Genomic DNA, 14,641 nt, shown 5'->3' with positions numbered 1-14,641 from the left:
GGCGCGGTGCGTGAACGGGGCCGGTGTCCGCGGTGGCGGTTACGCTCGCCCGTATGGCTCTCAACACGTCCGCGGAAGCCCCGCTGCCCGTCGGTGAGGTGTCCCGGCTCATCGGCGGCTGGATCGACCGGCTCGGCGCGATCTGGGTCGAGGGGCAGATCACGCAGCTCTCGCGGCGGCCGGGCGCGGGCGTCGTCTTCCTGACCCTGCGCGACCCGGCGCACGACATCTCGGTGAGCGTGACCTGCTTCCGGCAGGTCTTCGACCGGATCGCGGACGTGGTGACGGAGGGCGCGCGGGTCGTGGTCCTGGCGAAGCCGGAGTGGTACGCACCGCGCGGGCAGCTCTCGCTGCGGGCGACGGAGATACGCCCGGTCGGCATCGGTGAGCTGCTGGTACGACTGGAGCAGCTGAAGAAGTCCCTCGCCTCGGAGGGACTCTTCGCGCTGGACCGGAAGAAGCCGCTGCCGTTCCTGCCGCAGCTGATCGGGCTGGTCTGCGGGCGGGCGTCGGCCGCCGAGCGCGACGTGCTGGAGAACGCGCGGCGCCGCTGGCCGGCGGTGCGGTTCGAGGTGCGCAACACCGCCGTGCAGGGCGTCCACGCGGTCAACCAGGTGGTCCAGGCGGTCGAGGAGCTGGACGCGATGCCCGAGGTCGACGTGATCGTCGTCGCGCGCGGCGGCGGCAGCGTGGAGGACCTGCTGCCGTTCTCGGACGAGGCGCTGATCCGTGCCGTGGCCGCCTGCCGTACGCCGGTGGTGTCCGCGATCGGGCACGAGCCGGACTCCCCGCTGCTGGACCTGGTCGCGGACCTGCGCGCGTCCACGCCCACGGACGCGGCGAAGAAGGTCGTACCGGACGTGGGCGAGGAGCTGGACCGGGTCCAGCAGCTGCGGGACCGGGCGCTGCGGAGCGTACGCGGGCTGCTGGAGCGCGAGGAGCGGGGGCTGGCGCACGCGCTCGGCCGGCCGGCGATGGAGCGTCCGCAGCGGCTGGTGGACGAGCGGGCCGCCGAGGTGGAGGCGCTGGCCGGGCGCGGCCGCCGGGTGCTGGGGCATCTGCTGGACCGGGCCGACTCGGAGATCGCGCACACCCTGGCCCGGGTGGTCTCGCTCTCCCCGGCGGCGACCCTGGAGCGCGGTTACGCGGTGCTCCAGCGGGCGGACGGCCATGTGGTGCGCTCCCCCGAGGAGGCCGGCGCCGCCGGTGAGGTGCTGCGGGCGCGGGTGTCGGAGGGCGAGTTCGCGGTACGGGTGGAGGGGTGAGCCGCCCGGGCACCCCGGGCCGGGCCCCCGGGGCCCCGCGGCCCAGGTCCGCTGCCGGGTCCGCGTCCGGGACCGCTGTCGGTGGGCGCACATAGAGTGGGCGGCATGACGGACGACGGGACGACCACCGCCGGTGCGACCGGCACGCCCGGTTACGAGCAGGCGCGCGACGAGCTGATCGAGGTCGTGCGCCGGCTGGAGGCGGGCGGCACCACGCTGGAGGAGTCGCTGGCGCTCTGGGAGCGCGGCGAGGAGCTGGCGAAGGTGTGCCGCCACTGGCTGGAGGGCGCCCGCGCCCGCCTCGACGCGGCTCTGGCCGGGCCGGAGGACGGCACGCCGGCGGAGTGACCGGCGCGCGGGCCGGCTTCCGGACCGCCGCCGTGACCGGCGTGCGGATCGGGTGACCGCCCCACCGGGCCTATGGCGTGGATCACTGCTCACCCGGTTTAGTTGAAAGTTAATCTACCTCTCGGCTACGGTGACCCCGTCGCCCGATTCCGTACGCCCAGAAGGTAGATCGCGCATGTCTCTCGCCCTTGACCCCGCCGCGCAGGCCCTCCTCTTCACCGAGGCCCGCACCGCCAACACCTTCTCCGACGAGCCGGTGACCGACGAGCAGATCCAGGCGATCTACGAACTGGTCAAGTACGGCCCCACCGCCTTCAACCAGTCGCCGCTGCGCGTCGTCCTGGTCCGCTCCGAGGAGGGCCGCGCCCGCCTCGTCGAGCACATGGCCGAGGGCAACCGCCCGAAGACCTCCTCCGCGCCGCTGGTCGCGATCCTCGCCGCGGACAACGAGTTCCACGAGGAGCTCCCGGCGCTCATGCCGCACTTCCCGCAGGCCAAGGACGCGTTCTTCTCCGAGCGCCCGGTCCGCGAGCAGTCGGCCGCCCTGAACGCCGCGCTCCAGGCCGCCTACTTCATCGTCGGCGTCCGCGCCGCCGGCCTGGCCGCCGGCCCGATGACGGGCTTCGACGCCGCGGGCATCGAGAAGGAGTTCCTGGACGCCGACCACAAGCTGCTCATGGTCGTCAACATCGGCAAGCCGGGCGAGGACGCCTGGTTCCCGCGCCTGCCGCGCCTGTCGTACGACGAGGTCGTCACCACCGTCTGACCGGTCCGGTCACGGACGCCGAGAAGCCCGGAACACCTGAGGTGTTCCGGGCTTCTCGGCGTCTCCGGACAGGTGCCGAAGGAAAGCGGTAGGCGCGGAAGGAAAGCAGGGAGGCGCCGGGGGAAAGCAGGGAGGGGAGGGGACTGGACGGAGCGGGGAGGGCCGGGCTCAGGACGTGGTGAGCGCGGTGGCCATCGCGACCAGCTGCTTCGCGGGGGCGGAGCCGGTGACCACCGTGGTGGCGCCGTCGGCGTTCAGCACGAGGGCGTCGTACTTCGCGCCCTTCCAGTACTGCCACTCCTGGCCCGCCACGGTCTCGGTGCGGCCGGTGTCCTCGGCGTCCTGGCTGACGTCGGGGACGTACTTCTTCGCGGGCGTCGTGGACTGCTCCACCGCGACGTACCTGCCGTCGGGGTCGATGAAGCCCAGGTGCCAGCTGCTGCCGTCGGCGCCGTCGTACGAGACGGAGGTCGCCTTCCAGCCGTCGGGAAGCCCGGACGGGGCGGCCACCGGATACGGGGCCGCGCGGCGCGCGGTCGCGAGTTCGACGCGGTAGTCGACGGCCTGGATCGGGTCGGCCTTGTCGTCGTGCGGAACGAAGACGTAGATGACGCCGGCCGCGGCGACGATCAACACCAACGACAGGAACATGTCCCGGATTGTCTGCTTGCCTCGCTTGCTTGCCACGGATACATGGTGGCATGCGGCCCCAGACCGGCCGCCCGTGACCCCGGCCCACACCCGTGCGCTCATCCGTGGGGCGCTCTGCTCATTCTATCGGCCTACCGATAGAGTCGAAGCGCGCTCATTTCCGGTCGTCTTCGTACAGAAAGGCGTGCTCCGATGCCCGAGCACCATCTGCCGTCCCAGCTGGAGGTCTCTCCGGAGGCCCCCGACCGCAACCTCGCCCTCGAACTGGTCCGGGTCACCGAGGCCGCCGCCATGGCCGCCGGCCGCTGGGTCGGGCGCGGCGACAAGATCGGTGCCGACGGAGCCGCGGTGAGGGCCATGCGGACCCTCGTCTCCACGGTCTCGATGAACGGCGTGGTCGTCATCGGCGAAGGGGAGAAGGACGAGGCCCCGATGCTCTTCAACGGCGAACGGGTCGGCGACGGCACCGGCGCCGAGGTCGACATCGCCGTGGACCCGATCGACGGCACCACGCTCAACGCCAAGGGCATGCCCAACGCCATCGCGGTGCTGGCCGCCGCCGACCGGGGGGCGATGTTCGACCCGTCCGCCGTCTTCTACATGGACAAGCTGGTGACCGGGCCCGAGGCCGCCGACTTCGTCGACATCGACGCACCCGTCGCCGTCAACATCCGGCGGGTCGCGAAGGCGAAGCACTCCTCGCCCGAGGACGTCACCGTCGTCGTGCTCGACCGCCCGCGCCACGAGGGCATCGTGAAGGAGATCCGGGACACCGGGGCCCGGATCAAGTTCATCTCGGACGGCGACGTGGCCGGTTCGATCATGGCCGCCCGCGAGGGCACCGGCATCGACCTGCTCATGGGCATCGGCGGCACGCCCGAGGGCATCATCTCGGCCTGCGCCATAAAGTGCCTGGGCGGTGTCATCCAGGGGAAGCTGTGGCCGAAGGACGAGGCCGAACGGCAGAAGGCCCTGGACGCCGGACACGACCTGGACCGGGTGCTGTCGACGGACGACCTGGTCCGCGGCGACAACGTGTTCTTCGTGGCGACCGGGATCACCGACGGTGAACTGATGCGCGGGGTCCGCTACCGGGCGGAGACCGCCACCACGGAGTCGATCGTGATGCGGTCCAAGTCGGGCACGATCCGCACCATCTCGTCCACGCACCGGCTGTCGAAGCTGCGGGCGTACAGCGCGATCGACTTCGACCGGGCGCAGTAGACCCGCGATCCGGACGAGCGCACCGCGCCGACGGAACGCGAAGGGGGCCACCGGGCGGGTGGCCCCCTTCGCGTCGTCCGCTGATCAGCCGGCGGCGGCGATGTGCCCCTTGGCGGCCGCGGCCGCCTTGAGCTCGATGTCACGCCGGCGCCGGCGGGCCAGCACCACCCGCCGCTCGGCGGCGGTGAGACCTCCCCAGACCCCGTACGGCTCCGGCTGCATCAGGGCATGCTCCTGACACTCCACCATGACGGGGCAGCGGGCGCAGACCCGCTTGGCGGCGTCCTCACGGGACAGCCGGGCGGCTGTCGGCTCCTTCGACGGCGCGAAGAAAAGCCCGGCTTCGTCCCGGCGGCACACCGCCTCGGAATGCCAGGGGCCCGCCTGGTCTTCCCGTGCGGGAGCTCGCTGAGCGGGCACAGCGGCGACCTGCAGGGGCTGATGAGGCAGTTGCAGCACGGTCTACTCCTGACGACGGCTTCGCGAGCGAGAGACGATGCAGGATTCTTTACCCGCTGTACGCACAGCTATGCGCTGAGTGGCACCGCCGAACGGGGCGTGCAAGAGGGCTCGGACCGCACTCTGGCCGAATAGCGCCTCTCGCCCCCGTCACGCGCCGCCGCTCCACCCCCGCCACACGCCGCCGCTCCGCCGCTCCGCCGCCGTCCGGGCCCCGCCGCGCGCCGGTCGGCGGGTGTGCGGCGGGTGTGCGGCGGCCGTCGCTCAGTGGCCGAGGTGCTTGCGCAGCTGACGCTGGAGATTCTCGATCAGCTTGCCCCGCTTGGGCTTGGCCTCGACGTTCCCGAAGACGGAGTAGCCGTTGACGACGACGACCGGCGCCTCCGGATCGGCGGACTCGGTGTTCTCCACCTCGAAGTTGGCGAAGATCCCGGTGCCGCTGCCGCGCAGGGTGATGTTCTCCGGAACCTTGACTTCGACATTGCCGAAAATCGACGTCGCGTTGATGACCGTGAGCCGCTGCCCGAACAGCGCCTCGGTCAGGTCGATCTCCACCGTGCCGAAGAGCGCGAACGCGTGGGTGCGCCCGCCGACCCGCCAACGACCCCTGCGCGTCGCACTGCTGAAGACCGCGACGAGCTTCTCCGCGTCGGCGGAGGCGATGCCCGCCTCGTACGCGAAGGGGCTCGTCGCCGCCCGCCCCGGCGCGGGACTCCCGGCGGCGGGAAGATCGCTCACCAGGGGTTCCAGCTCGCCGACGGTCTTGGCGCGGTAGACGAGTTCGACCCGCTCCGCGTGCTCCTCGGCGGTCAGCCGGCCTTCGGCCACCGCCTCCCGCAGGATGTCCGCGATCCGGTCGCGGTCGGCGTCGGACGCGCGGAGACCGGAGGGCCCGGAGGACGGGGCGGCGGCCGTGGCCGTCGGCCGCGGGGACTGCTGAGGCTGCTTTTCGAGGTCCACCGGCCCAGCGTACCCAAACGCGATAGATCGCGACTAGGGGCTGTCCCGTGATCCGTGGCGGTCCGGCCTGCGGCCGGCCCGGGCGGGACGGGGCTCCCCCGCCCCGCCCCCGGGGTGAGCCTTACCTCACAGACCCGGCTCCCCTCCCGAGCTCTACCCTGGTGGGTGCGCTGTCCAAGGGAGGTCAGCCGCTGTCACCGAGTAAGGAATGGCCGAAATGGCAGAGTTTGCGTACTCCGATCTGCTCCCCGTGGGAGAGGACACCACGCCGTACCGGCTGGTGACCTCCGAAGGCGTTTCGACCTTCGAGGCCGACGGCCGTACGTTCCTCAAGGTGGCGCCCGAGGCGCTGCGCACGCTGGCCGCCGAGGCGATGCACGACATCTCCCACTACCTGCGCCCCACCCACCTCGCCCAGCTGCGTCGGATCATCGACGACCCGGAGGCGTCCTCGAACGACAAGTTCGTGGCGCTGGACCTGCTGAAGAACGCGAACATCGCCGCCGCCGGCGTGCTGCCCATGTGCCAGGACACCGGGACGGCCATCGTCATGGGCAAGCGCGGGCAGAACGTGCTGACCGAGGGCGGTGACGAGGAGGCGCTGTCGCACGGCATCTTCGACGCGTACACCAAGCTCAACCTGCGGTACTCGCAGATGGCTCCGCTCACCATGTGGGAGGAGAAGAACACCGGCTCCAACCTCCCGGCCCAGATCGAGCTGTACGCCACCGACGGCGGCGCGTACAAGTTCCTCTTCATGGCGAAGGGCGGCGGCTCCGCGAACAAGTCGTTCCTCTACCAGGAGACGAAGGCCGTCCTGAACGAGGCCTCCATGATGAAGTTCCTGGAGGAGAAGATCCGTTCGCTGGGAACCGCGGCCTGCCCGCCGTACCACCTGGCGATCGTGGTCGGCGGTACGTCGGCGGAGTTCGCGCTGAAGACCGCCAAGTACGCCTCCGCGCACTACCTCGACGAGCTGCCCGGCGAGGGCTCCCCCACCGGGCACGGCTTCCGGGACAAGGAGCTGGAGGAGAAGGTCTTCGAGCTGACGCAGAAGATCGGGATCGGCGCGCAGTTCGGCGGCAAGTACTTCTGCCACGACGTGCGCGTGGTCCGCCTCCCCCGGCACGGCGCCTCGCTGCCGGTGGCCATCGCCGTCTCCTGCTCCGCCGACCGCCAGGCGACCGCGAAGATCACCGCCGAGGGCGTCTTCCTGGAGCAGCTGGAGACGGACCCGGCGCGCTTCCTGCCGGACACCACCGACGAGCACCTCGACGAGTCCGGTGACGTGGTGCGGATCGACCTCAACCGGCCGATGGACGAGATCCTCGCCGAGCTGACCAAGTACCCGGTCAAGACCCGTCTCTCGCTGACCGGTCCGCTGGTCGTGGCGCGCGACATCGCGCACGCCAAGATCAAGGAGCGGCTGGACGCGGGCGAGGAGATGCCGCAGTACCTCAAGGACCACCCGGTCTACTACGCGGGCCCGGCGAAGACGCCCGAGGGGTACGCCTCCGGTTCGTTCGGCCCGACGACGGCCGGCCGGATGGACAGCTACGTCGAGCAGTTCCAGGCGGCGGGCGGCTCCAAGGTGATGCTGGCGAAGGGCAACCGGAGCAAGCAGGTCACCGACGCCTGCGGCACGCACGGCGGCTTCTACCTGGGCTCGATCGGCGGCCCGGCGGCCCGGCTGGCGCAGGACTGCATCAAGAAGGTCGAGGTCGTCGAGTACGAGGAGCTCGGCATGGAGGCGGTCTGGCGGATCGAGGTCGAGGACTTCCCCGCGTTCGTCGTGGTGGACGACAAGGGCAACGACTTCTTCACCGAGCCCGCCCCGGCGCCCACCTTCACCAGCATCCCGGTGCGCGGCCCCGGCCTCGCCTGAACCCTGCCGTTCGCGGAACGCGGAGCCTGATCCGTACCGTCCGCCGGACGCACGGAGCCTGATCCGTACGCATCGCGACCTCCGTACGCATCGCGACCTCCGTACGCATCGCGACCTCCGTACGCGTCGCGACCTCCGTACGCGTCGCGACGTACGCGGAGGCCCCCAGGGGCGTTCCGGTCGGTGACATCCGGCCGGGGCGCCCCTGCGCGTTGTGCGGAGCCGCCCGCGCGCCCCCGCCCGCGCCCCCGCGCGCGCACCCTCCGAGCGCTCCGGGGCGCCCGCGGGCCACTCCCGAGCGCACCGTCGAAATCAAGCCAATTTCGCGAAATGGCGCCAGGTGACGGCCGCTCTTCCCGGGGCGGCGGACCGGTGGTGCGCGGGCGTCGTCCCCCGCCCCGTGGTGCGGCCCCCGTGAGAGCGCATCCGGCGCGCGCGGACAGCGAATTCGGCCCGGCGCCCGGTGCCGGTGGGCAGGTGTCCCCCGCTCCCCGGTGCCGCCGCGGCCCCCGTGGCCGGAGGCCCGGCCGGTGCCCGGACCACCGCCCCTTTCCCGCAGCGCGCCCGGTGGCGGGCTTGCGCGGCGCCCGGCGTCTGCGGTGGGTTGAGCGCGTCCGGCCCTGATCCGCCGGGCACACCCACCGCCCGCACGAGCCGTGCGCGCTGAACTCGCCCGTGTGCCGCGAGCGGCGGGGAGATCGCCGACAACCCCCGTGCCCCACCCTCGCGGTCGCACACCACCGGAAAGGCGGACGACGCATGACGCCGGCCCCCCACCGAAGCCACACCGACGACCTGCTGGCCTTCATCGCCGCCAGCCCCTCCCCCTACCACGCGGTGGCGAGCGCCGCGACGCGCCTGGAGAAGGCGGGATTCCGCGAGTTGCGCGGCACGGACGACTGGAGCGGTACGACCGGCGGCTGTTACGTCGCCCGCGCGGGCGCGCTGATCGCCTGGTACGTCCCCGAGGACGCGCCCGTGCACACCCCCCTGCGGATCATCGGCTGTCACACGGACTCGCCGAACCTGCGGGTGAAGCCGAACCCCGACACCGGGACGGCCGGCTGGCGCCAGATCGGCGTCGAGATCTACGGCGGGGTGCCGCTGAACACCTGGCTCGACCGCGACCTGGGCATCAGCGGCCGGCTCACCCTGCGCGGCAGCACCCCCGGCGCCCCGCGCGAGCTGCTGGTGCGGATCGACGAGCCGCTGCTGCGCGTCCCGCAACTCGCCATCCACCTCGACCGGAAGGTCAACGAGGGCGCGCTGCTCGACCCGCAGCGCCACCTCGCCCCGGTGTGGTCGCTCGGCGCCCCCGAGGAGGGCGCGCTGTTGCGCCGGGTCGCGGCGGCGGCGGGCACGGACCCGGCGGACGTGCTGGGCTGGGACCTGATGCTGCACGACGTCCAGCCACCCGGATACCTGGGCGTGGAGCGGGAGTTCGTGGTCTCCCCCCGCCTCGACAACCTGGTCTCCGTGCACGCGGGCGTCACCGCGCTGGCGGACGCCGCCACCGCCGTCGAGCAGCCCCGGTACATCCCGGTGCTGGCGGCCTTCGACCACGAGGAGGTCGGCAGCGCCTCGCAGACCGGGGCGCAGAGCCCGCTGCTGGAGCGGGTGCTGTCGCGCGCGGTGACGGCGCGCGGCGGCAGCGCGGAGGACTGGGCGCGGGCGCTGGCCGGCTCCTTCTGCGTCTCGGCCGACATGACCCACGCCGTGCACCCCAACTACCAGGAGCGCCACGACCCCGGCCACCACCCGCTGCCGAACGGCGGCCCGACGGTGAAGGTCAACACCAACCAGCGGTACGCCACCGACAGCACGGGGGTCGCGCTCTTCCGCGAGGCGTGCGACCGGGCCGGGGTGCCGTGGCAGTCCTTCGCCGCCAACAACGCGATGCCCTGCGGTACGTCGATCGGCCCGCTGACCGCCGCCCGGCTCGGGGTGACCACGCTCGACGTCGGGGTCCCCGGTCTCTCCATGCACTCGGCGCGCGAGCTGTGCGGGGCCGAGGACCCGGGGTATCTGGCGGCGGCGCTGCGCGCCGTACTGACGGCCGCCTGAGCGGGCGGGGGCGCCGGCCCCGCCCGTCGTCCCCGTACCCCGCGTGCCGTGTGCGCGCGGGGTACGGGTGCGGGAGAGGGTGGCTCCGGGGCGGGCCGGGCACGTGTCCGGCGGATCGAGGACGCCACCCCGGCCACGATCCGCCGGCCGCCGCCCGGGGGGAATAGCCCCGCGACGGCGCGCGCTCAACGGCACAGGAGGTTCGAACAACATGACCGATGCACAGGACCCGGCGGAATTCCGTGTCGAACACGACTCGATGGGCGAGGTGAGGGTCCCGGCGGACGCCAAGTGGCGCGCGCAGACCCAGCGGGCGGTGGAGAACTTCCCCGTCTCCGGCCAGCGCCTGGAGCGCGCCCACATCGAGGCACTGGCCCGGATCAAGGCGGCGGCCGCCAAGGTCAACGCCGGTCTGGGGGTGCTCGACCCGGAGGTCGCCGAGGCGATCCGGGAGGCCGCCGCCGAGGTGGCCGAGGGCCGGTGGGACGACCACTTCCCGGTCGACGTGTTCCAGACCGGCTCGGGGACCTCGTCCAACATGAACACCAACGAGGTGATCGCCACCCTCGCCTCCGAGCGGCTCGGCCGTGACGTGCACCCCAACGACCATGTCAACGCCTCGCAGTCCTCGAACGACGTCTTCCCGTCCTCGATCCACATCGCCGCCACCGCCGCCGTCACCGGCGACCTCGTCCCGGCCCTGGAGCACCTGGCCGCGTCGCTGGAGCGCAAGGCGCGGGAGTTCGCGGAGGTCGTCAAGTCGGGGCGTACCCATCTCATGGACGCGACGCCCGTCACCCTTGGACAGGAGTTCGGTGGGTACGCGGCGCAGATCTCCTACGGCGTCGAGCGCCTTCGCGCCTCCCTGCCCCGGCTCGCCGAACTCCCGCTGGGCGGTACGGCGGTGGGCACCGGGATCAACACTCCGCCCGGCTTCTCCGCCGCGGTGATCGCGGAGATCGCCGGTACGACGGGGCTGCCGCTGACGGAGGCCCGCAACCACTTCGAGGCACAGGGGGCGCGGGACGGCCTCGTGGAGGTCTCGGGCCAGTTGCGTACGGTCGCGGTCTCACTGACCAAGATCTCCAACGACCTGCGGTGGATGGCCTCCGGGCCGCGCACCGGGCTGGCCGAGATCGCGCTGCCCGACCTCCAGCCGGGGTCCTCGATCATGCCGGGCAAGGTGAACCCGGTGATCCCCGAGGCGGTGCTGATGGTCGCGGCGCAGGTCATGGGCAACGACGCCACGGTCGCGGTGGCGGGCGCGGCGGGCAACTTCGAGCTGAACGTGATGATGCCGGTCATCGCGAAGAACCTGCTGGAGTCCGTACGGCTGCTCGCGAACGCCGCCCGGCTGCTGGCGGACCGCACGGTGGACGGCATCACCGCCGACACCGCCCGGACCCGCGCCTACGCGGAGTCCTCGCCCTCGGTGGTGACCCCGTTGAACAAGTACCTCGGGTACGAGGAGGCGGCCAAGGTCGCCAAGAAGTCGCTGGCGGACGGCACCACGATCCGCGAGACCGTGCTGGCCTCCGGGTACGTGGAGCGGGGCGACCTGACGGTGGAACAGCTGGACGCGGCGCTGGACGTGCTGCGGATGACCAGGCCGTGAAGCTCCGCCCCGGACGGATCGTCAGGTTCCCCTGACGATCCGTCGGGGTCCGGACCGCGAGGTGATACGTATCGCAGCGCCCGCGCGGCGGCGTCCGTAAGATCTGTTCATGGAAGGTACGGGAGAGCACACACGCTGGGCGCCCGGGGACCACATCCTCTGGCGCTACCGGGACAAGGGCAGCGAGGTCGGGGCCACACACGCTCCGCCGCTGCGCATCTGCCGTCCGGTCACGGTCGTGCAGGACACCGAGGACCTGCTCGCGGTGTGGATGGCACCGGGCACCGAGTGCGTACGGCCGGTGCTCGCGAACGGCACCGAGGTGCACACGGAACCGCTGGCCACCCGCTACACCGTGCCGCGCACCACGGCCCGGTACACCTGGTGGGGCATGGGCGTGCTGAAGCTCGCGCGGCCGGGTGAGCCCTGGTCGGTCTGGCTCTTCTGGGACCGGGGCTGGGTCTTCCGGAACTGGTACGTCAACTTCGAGGAACCACTCACTCGTTGGAGTTCTGGGGTCGATTCCGAGGATCACTTCCTCGACATCTCGGTGAACCCCGACCGGAGCTGGAAGTGGCTCGACGAGGACGAGTTCGCGCAGGCCCAGCGGGTCGGCCTGATGGACGCCGGAACGGCCGGGCGGGTGCGCAGGGCGGGGCGTGCGGCGGTCTCGGTGATCGAGGCGTGGGGGTCCCCGTTCCGGGACGGCTGGGAGCACTGGCGGCCCGATCCGGCCTGGCCCGTCCCGGCGCTGCCGGATGACTGGGACCGCACCCGCGCGCGTACGCCGTCGTGAGACTCTTGAATCACCCGTGGGGGGCGCCCGTAGGATCAGCCTCCCGAGGGCCCGTGCGCGACAACCCGCGTACCGGCCACCGGACCTGACCGCATGTCACAGGCGACACCGCACAGGCCGTACCACCCGCCCGGGCCGCAGCCCGGACGGGGCGCACGGCCGCGGAAGCCACTACGAGGGGGTGGAGGCGTGGTGCTCGCACGAGCGGGTGGACACCCCGGCACGGCCGCCCCCGCGGCCGGTGCGGTCCGCGCCGCCGGGACCGCACCGCGCGTCCCGGACACCTCGGGCGCGGCGGGCACCCCGGTGGACGCCTCCGACGCGGCGGGCACTCCGGTGAACGCCTCGGACGCGGCGGACACCCCGGGCACCGAAAACGTTGTCAGCGCCCGGTCACGTGTGCGCAAGGTTTCGGCCCCGCGCGCGGCGGTCGCGGGTGAGCGCCGTTGTTCCCACCGCTCTCACCGGGGCAGAGTGTCGCCCCACGAGGTGACTGCCTCATACAACCGGCCCGGACGGACGGAACCCCACGCGTGACGGAGCACCCCACCTCCCACGAAGGCCACCGGCCTCTCGCCGCCCGGCCGCAGGAACGCACCCGGCCCCGGCAGCAGGACGCCGCGCCGGCCACCGCGACGCCCGCGGCCATCCCGGGACCCGCCGGGGCGCCCAGAGCCCCCGGCGCCGCGCCCGCCGCCCCGGGCGTCCTCGCGGCGCCCGACCCGCAGGCGGCGGCGCGGCGCGAGGGCGACCGGCTGCGGTTCGTCGGCGCGGCCACCCGCCGGATCGCCCGGGGCATCGATCTCGACGAGATCGTGCTCGGCCTCTGCCGGGCCAGCGTGCCGACCTTCTGCGACGAGATCCTCATCTACCTGCGCGATCCGCTGCCGGTGGGCGACGAGCGGCCGGTGGAGCCGTTCGTGCTCCGGCTGCGGCGCAGCGACCGGCTGCGGACGGCAGAGGAGGACGTGGACGCGCTCCACGACCCCGAACGGCTCAGACCGCCGGTGATCGATCCGGGGACCGATCTGCTGCCCGTCGCGGATCTCTGCGAGGTCCACACCGGTGGCGCGCTCAGCGAGGTGCTGCGCGGGGTCCGCCCCGTCTTCGGCGACAACGCGGCGGCCCGGTCGGCGCTGCCGGAGCTGCTCGGCTCCGGGCGGCCCGCGCCCACCGGTCACCGCGCGATCCTGGCCCCGCTGCGGGGCCGGCGGCGGGTCATCGGCTCGGCCGTCTTCCTGCGGACCACCGAGCGCGCCCCCTTCGAGGCGAACGACCTGCTGGTCGCGGCGCAGCTCGCGACGCACACCGCGCTCGGCATCGACAAGGCCGTCCTCTACGGCCGCGAGGCGTACATCGCGGACGAGCTCCAGCGCACCATGCTGCCGGACTCGCTGCCGCAGCCGACCGGGGTGCGGCTCGCGTCGCGCTACCTCCCGGCCGCCGAGACCGCCCGGGTCGGCGGCGACTGGTACGACGCGATCCCGCTGCCCGGCAGCCGGGTCGCGCTGGTCGTGGGCGACGTCATGGGCCACTCGATGACCTCGGCCGCGATCATGGGGCAGCTGCGCACCACCGCGCAGACGCTCGCCGGTCTCGACCTGCCGCCCCAGGAGGTCCTGCACCACCTGGACGAGCAGGCGCAGCGGCTCGGCGAGAACCGTATGGCGACCTGCCTGTACGCGGTGTACGACCCGGTAGCGCACCGCATCACGGTCGCCAACGCGGGTCATCCGCCGCCGGTGCTGCTGCACCTGGGCGGGCGTGCGGAGGTGCTCGACGTGCCGCCGAACGCCCCGATCGGGGTGGGCGGGGTCGATTTCGAGGCGGTGGAGCTGGACGCGCCGGCCGGTGGCACGCTGCTGCTGTACACGGACGGCCTGGTGGAGTCGCGGGTGCGGGACGTGTGGACCGGCATCGAGCAGCTGCGGGAGCGGCTGGCGGCGACCGCGCGGCTGACCGGCCCGGACCACTCGCCGCCCCTGGAGGCGCTCTGCGACGACGTGCTCGACATGCTGGGGCCGGGCGACCGGGACGACGACATCGCGCTGCTGGCGGCCCGCTTCGACGGGATCGCGCCGAACGACGTGGCGTACTGGTCCCTGGACCCGCAGGACTCGGCGCCCGGCCGGGCCCGCCGGCTGGCCCGGGGCGCGCTGGAGCGCTGGGGCATGGAGCACCTCTCGGACGAGGTGGAGCTGCTGGTCAGCGAGGTGGTCACCAACGCCGTCCGGTACGCCGAGCGGCCGGTGACGCTCCGGCTGCTGCGGACCGACATCCTGCGCTGCGAGGTCGGCGACGACTCGCCGCAGCTGCCCAGGCAGCGCCGGGCCCGGGAGACGGACGAGAGCGGGCGCGGCCTGTTCCTGGTGAACCGGCTGGCCCGGCGGTGGGGGGCGACGCGGCTCTCCACGGGCAAGGTGGTCTGGTTCGAGATGGCGACCGGGGGACAGTAGAAGGGGCGTACGAGGGTGGGAGGCCCTGTCGGGGGCCGGCGCACATGTTGCCGACCCCGGGGCCGGGGAGTTGACTCGGTCCCGAACGTCACAGCGGCCTGAGGGTGTCCGGCGGATCGTCGCCGGGCACCTCCTGACCCCACCCCCCACCC

General features: G+C 72.9%; 12 protein-coding genes. 9 read left to right on the top strand and 3 right to left on the bottom strand.

Features of this window, described 5'->3' with window-relative positions; genetic code table 11:
* Positions 1 to 53: 53 nt before the first annotated feature.
* From xseA to ACWCWD_RS29770, 3 genes are all read left to right on the top strand, one after another.
* A complete protein-coding gene (gene xseA / locus ACWCWD_RS29780; protein ID WP_450777516.1) occupies positions 54 to 1,265 on the top strand; it encodes an exodeoxyribonuclease VII large subunit in 1,212 nt (403 codons plus the stop codon).
* A 105-nt stretch (positions 1,266 to 1,370) separates the two neighbouring features.
* Positions 1,371 to 1,613 (top strand): exodeoxyribonuclease VII small subunit, encoded by a 243-nt coding sequence (locus ACWCWD_RS29775; protein ID WP_450777514.1) that lies wholly within the window; start codon positions 1,371 to 1,373, stop codon positions 1,611 to 1,613.
* 175 nt (positions 1,614 to 1,788) lie between these two features.
* Positions 1,789 to 2,379, top strand: a complete 591-nt coding sequence (locus ACWCWD_RS29770; protein WP_327177745.1) for a malonic semialdehyde reductase — start codon at positions 1,789 to 1,791, stop codon at positions 2,377 to 2,379.
* A 168-nt stretch (positions 2,380 to 2,547) separates the two neighbouring features.
* On the opposite strand, the gene ACWCWD_RS29765 is transcribed toward ACWCWD_RS29770, so the two are convergent.
* Positions 2,548 to 3,066, bottom strand: a complete 519-nt coding sequence (locus ACWCWD_RS29765) for a DUF4245 domain-containing protein (RefSeq protein ID WP_450777512.1) — start codon at positions 3,064 to 3,066, stop codon at positions 2,548 to 2,550.
* A 156-nt stretch (positions 3,067 to 3,222) separates the two neighbouring features.
* On the opposite strand from ACWCWD_RS29765, the gene glpX reads away from it, so the two are divergent.
* Positions 3,223 to 4,254, top strand: a complete 1,032-nt coding sequence (gene glpX / locus ACWCWD_RS29760) for a class II fructose-bisphosphatase (protein ID WP_450777510.1) — start codon at positions 3,223 to 3,225, stop codon at positions 4,252 to 4,254.
* Between the two features lie 84 nt (positions 4,255 to 4,338).
* Here the strand turns inward: glpX and ACWCWD_RS29755 are convergent, their stop codons facing one another.
* The gene (locus ACWCWD_RS29755; protein WP_450777508.1) at positions 4,339 to 4,713 is read right to left on the bottom strand and encodes a WhiB family transcriptional regulator; all 375 of its coding nucleotides are present in this window, start codon (positions 4,711 to 4,713) and stop codon (positions 4,339 to 4,341) included.
* Between the two features lie 264 nt (positions 4,714 to 4,977).
* Positions 4,978 to 5,673, bottom strand: a complete 696-nt coding sequence (locus ACWCWD_RS29750; RefSeq protein WP_450777506.1) for a DUF1707 SHOCT-like domain-containing protein — start codon at positions 5,671 to 5,673, stop codon at positions 4,978 to 4,980.
* Positions 5,674 to 5,890: 217 nt separating this feature from the next.
* Here ACWCWD_RS29750 and ACWCWD_RS29745 point away from each other — a divergent pair, with 217 nt between their 5' ends.
* From ACWCWD_RS29745 to ACWCWD_RS29725, 5 genes are all read left to right on the top strand, one after another.
* Positions 5,891 to 7,558: a fumarate hydratase gene (locus ACWCWD_RS29745; protein ID WP_450777504.1), complete on the top strand. Its 1,668-nt coding sequence runs from the start codon at positions 5,891 to 5,893 to the stop codon at positions 7,556 to 7,558.
* A 759-nt stretch (positions 7,559 to 8,317) separates the two neighbouring features.
* Positions 8,318 to 9,622: a M18 family aminopeptidase gene (locus tag ACWCWD_RS29740; RefSeq protein WP_450777502.1), complete on the top strand. Its 1,305-nt coding sequence runs from the start codon at positions 8,318 to 8,320 to the stop codon at positions 9,620 to 9,622.
* 211 nt (positions 9,623 to 9,833) lie between these two features.
* Positions 9,834 to 11,237, top strand: coding sequence for a class II fumarate hydratase (locus tag ACWCWD_RS29735; RefSeq protein ID WP_450777500.1), 1,404 nt, complete (start codon positions 9,834 to 9,836; stop codon positions 11,235 to 11,237).
* Between the two features lie 109 nt (positions 11,238 to 11,346).
* Entirely contained in the window at positions 11,347 to 12,033 is a 687-nt protein-coding gene (gene fomD, locus ACWCWD_RS29730) for a cytidylyl-2-hydroxypropylphosphonate hydrolase (RefSeq protein ID WP_450777498.1), read from the top strand.
* Between the two features lie 533 nt (positions 12,034 to 12,566).
* Complete coding sequence (locus tag ACWCWD_RS29725; protein ID WP_450777496.1) at positions 12,567 to 14,489, top strand: ATP-binding SpoIIE family protein phosphatase; 1,923 nt, start codon at positions 12,567 to 12,569, stop codon at positions 14,487 to 14,489.
* The last annotated feature ends 152 nt before the right edge of the window (positions 14,490 to 14,641 follow it).

This window comes from Streptomyces sp. NPDC001493 (assembly GCF_053597235.1).
The sequence above is the reverse complement of the archived record's forward strand: the minus strand, read 5'-3'. Positions and strand labels throughout refer to the sequence as shown.

Coding starts and splice junctions, on each gene's coding strand:
- ACWCWD_RS29775 (WP_450777514.1), top strand. CDS start 1,371: ATGACGGACGACGGGACGACCACCGCCGGTGCGACCGGCACGCCCGGT.
- ACWCWD_RS29770 (WP_327177745.1), top strand. CDS start 1,789: ATGTCTCTCGCCCTTGACCCCGCCGCGCAGGCCCTCCTCTTCACCGAG.
- xseA (WP_450777516.1), top strand. CDS start 54: ATGGCTCTCAACACGTCCGCGGAAGCCCCGCTGCCCGTCGGTGAGGTG.
- fomD (WP_450777498.1), top strand. CDS start 11,347: ATGGAAGGTACGGGAGAGCACACACGCTGGGCGCCCGGGGACCACATC.
- ACWCWD_RS29745 (WP_450777504.1), top strand. CDS start 5,891: ATGGCAGAGTTTGCGTACTCCGATCTGCTCCCCGTGGGAGAGGACACC.
- glpX (WP_450777510.1), top strand. CDS start 3,223: ATGCCCGAGCACCATCTGCCGTCCCAGCTGGAGGTCTCTCCGGAGGCC.
- ACWCWD_RS29735 (WP_450777500.1), top strand. CDS start 9,834: ATGACCGATGCACAGGACCCGGCGGAATTCCGTGTCGAACACGACTCG.
- ACWCWD_RS29740 (WP_450777502.1), top strand. CDS start 8,318: ATGACGCCGGCCCCCCACCGAAGCCACACCGACGACCTGCTGGCCTTC.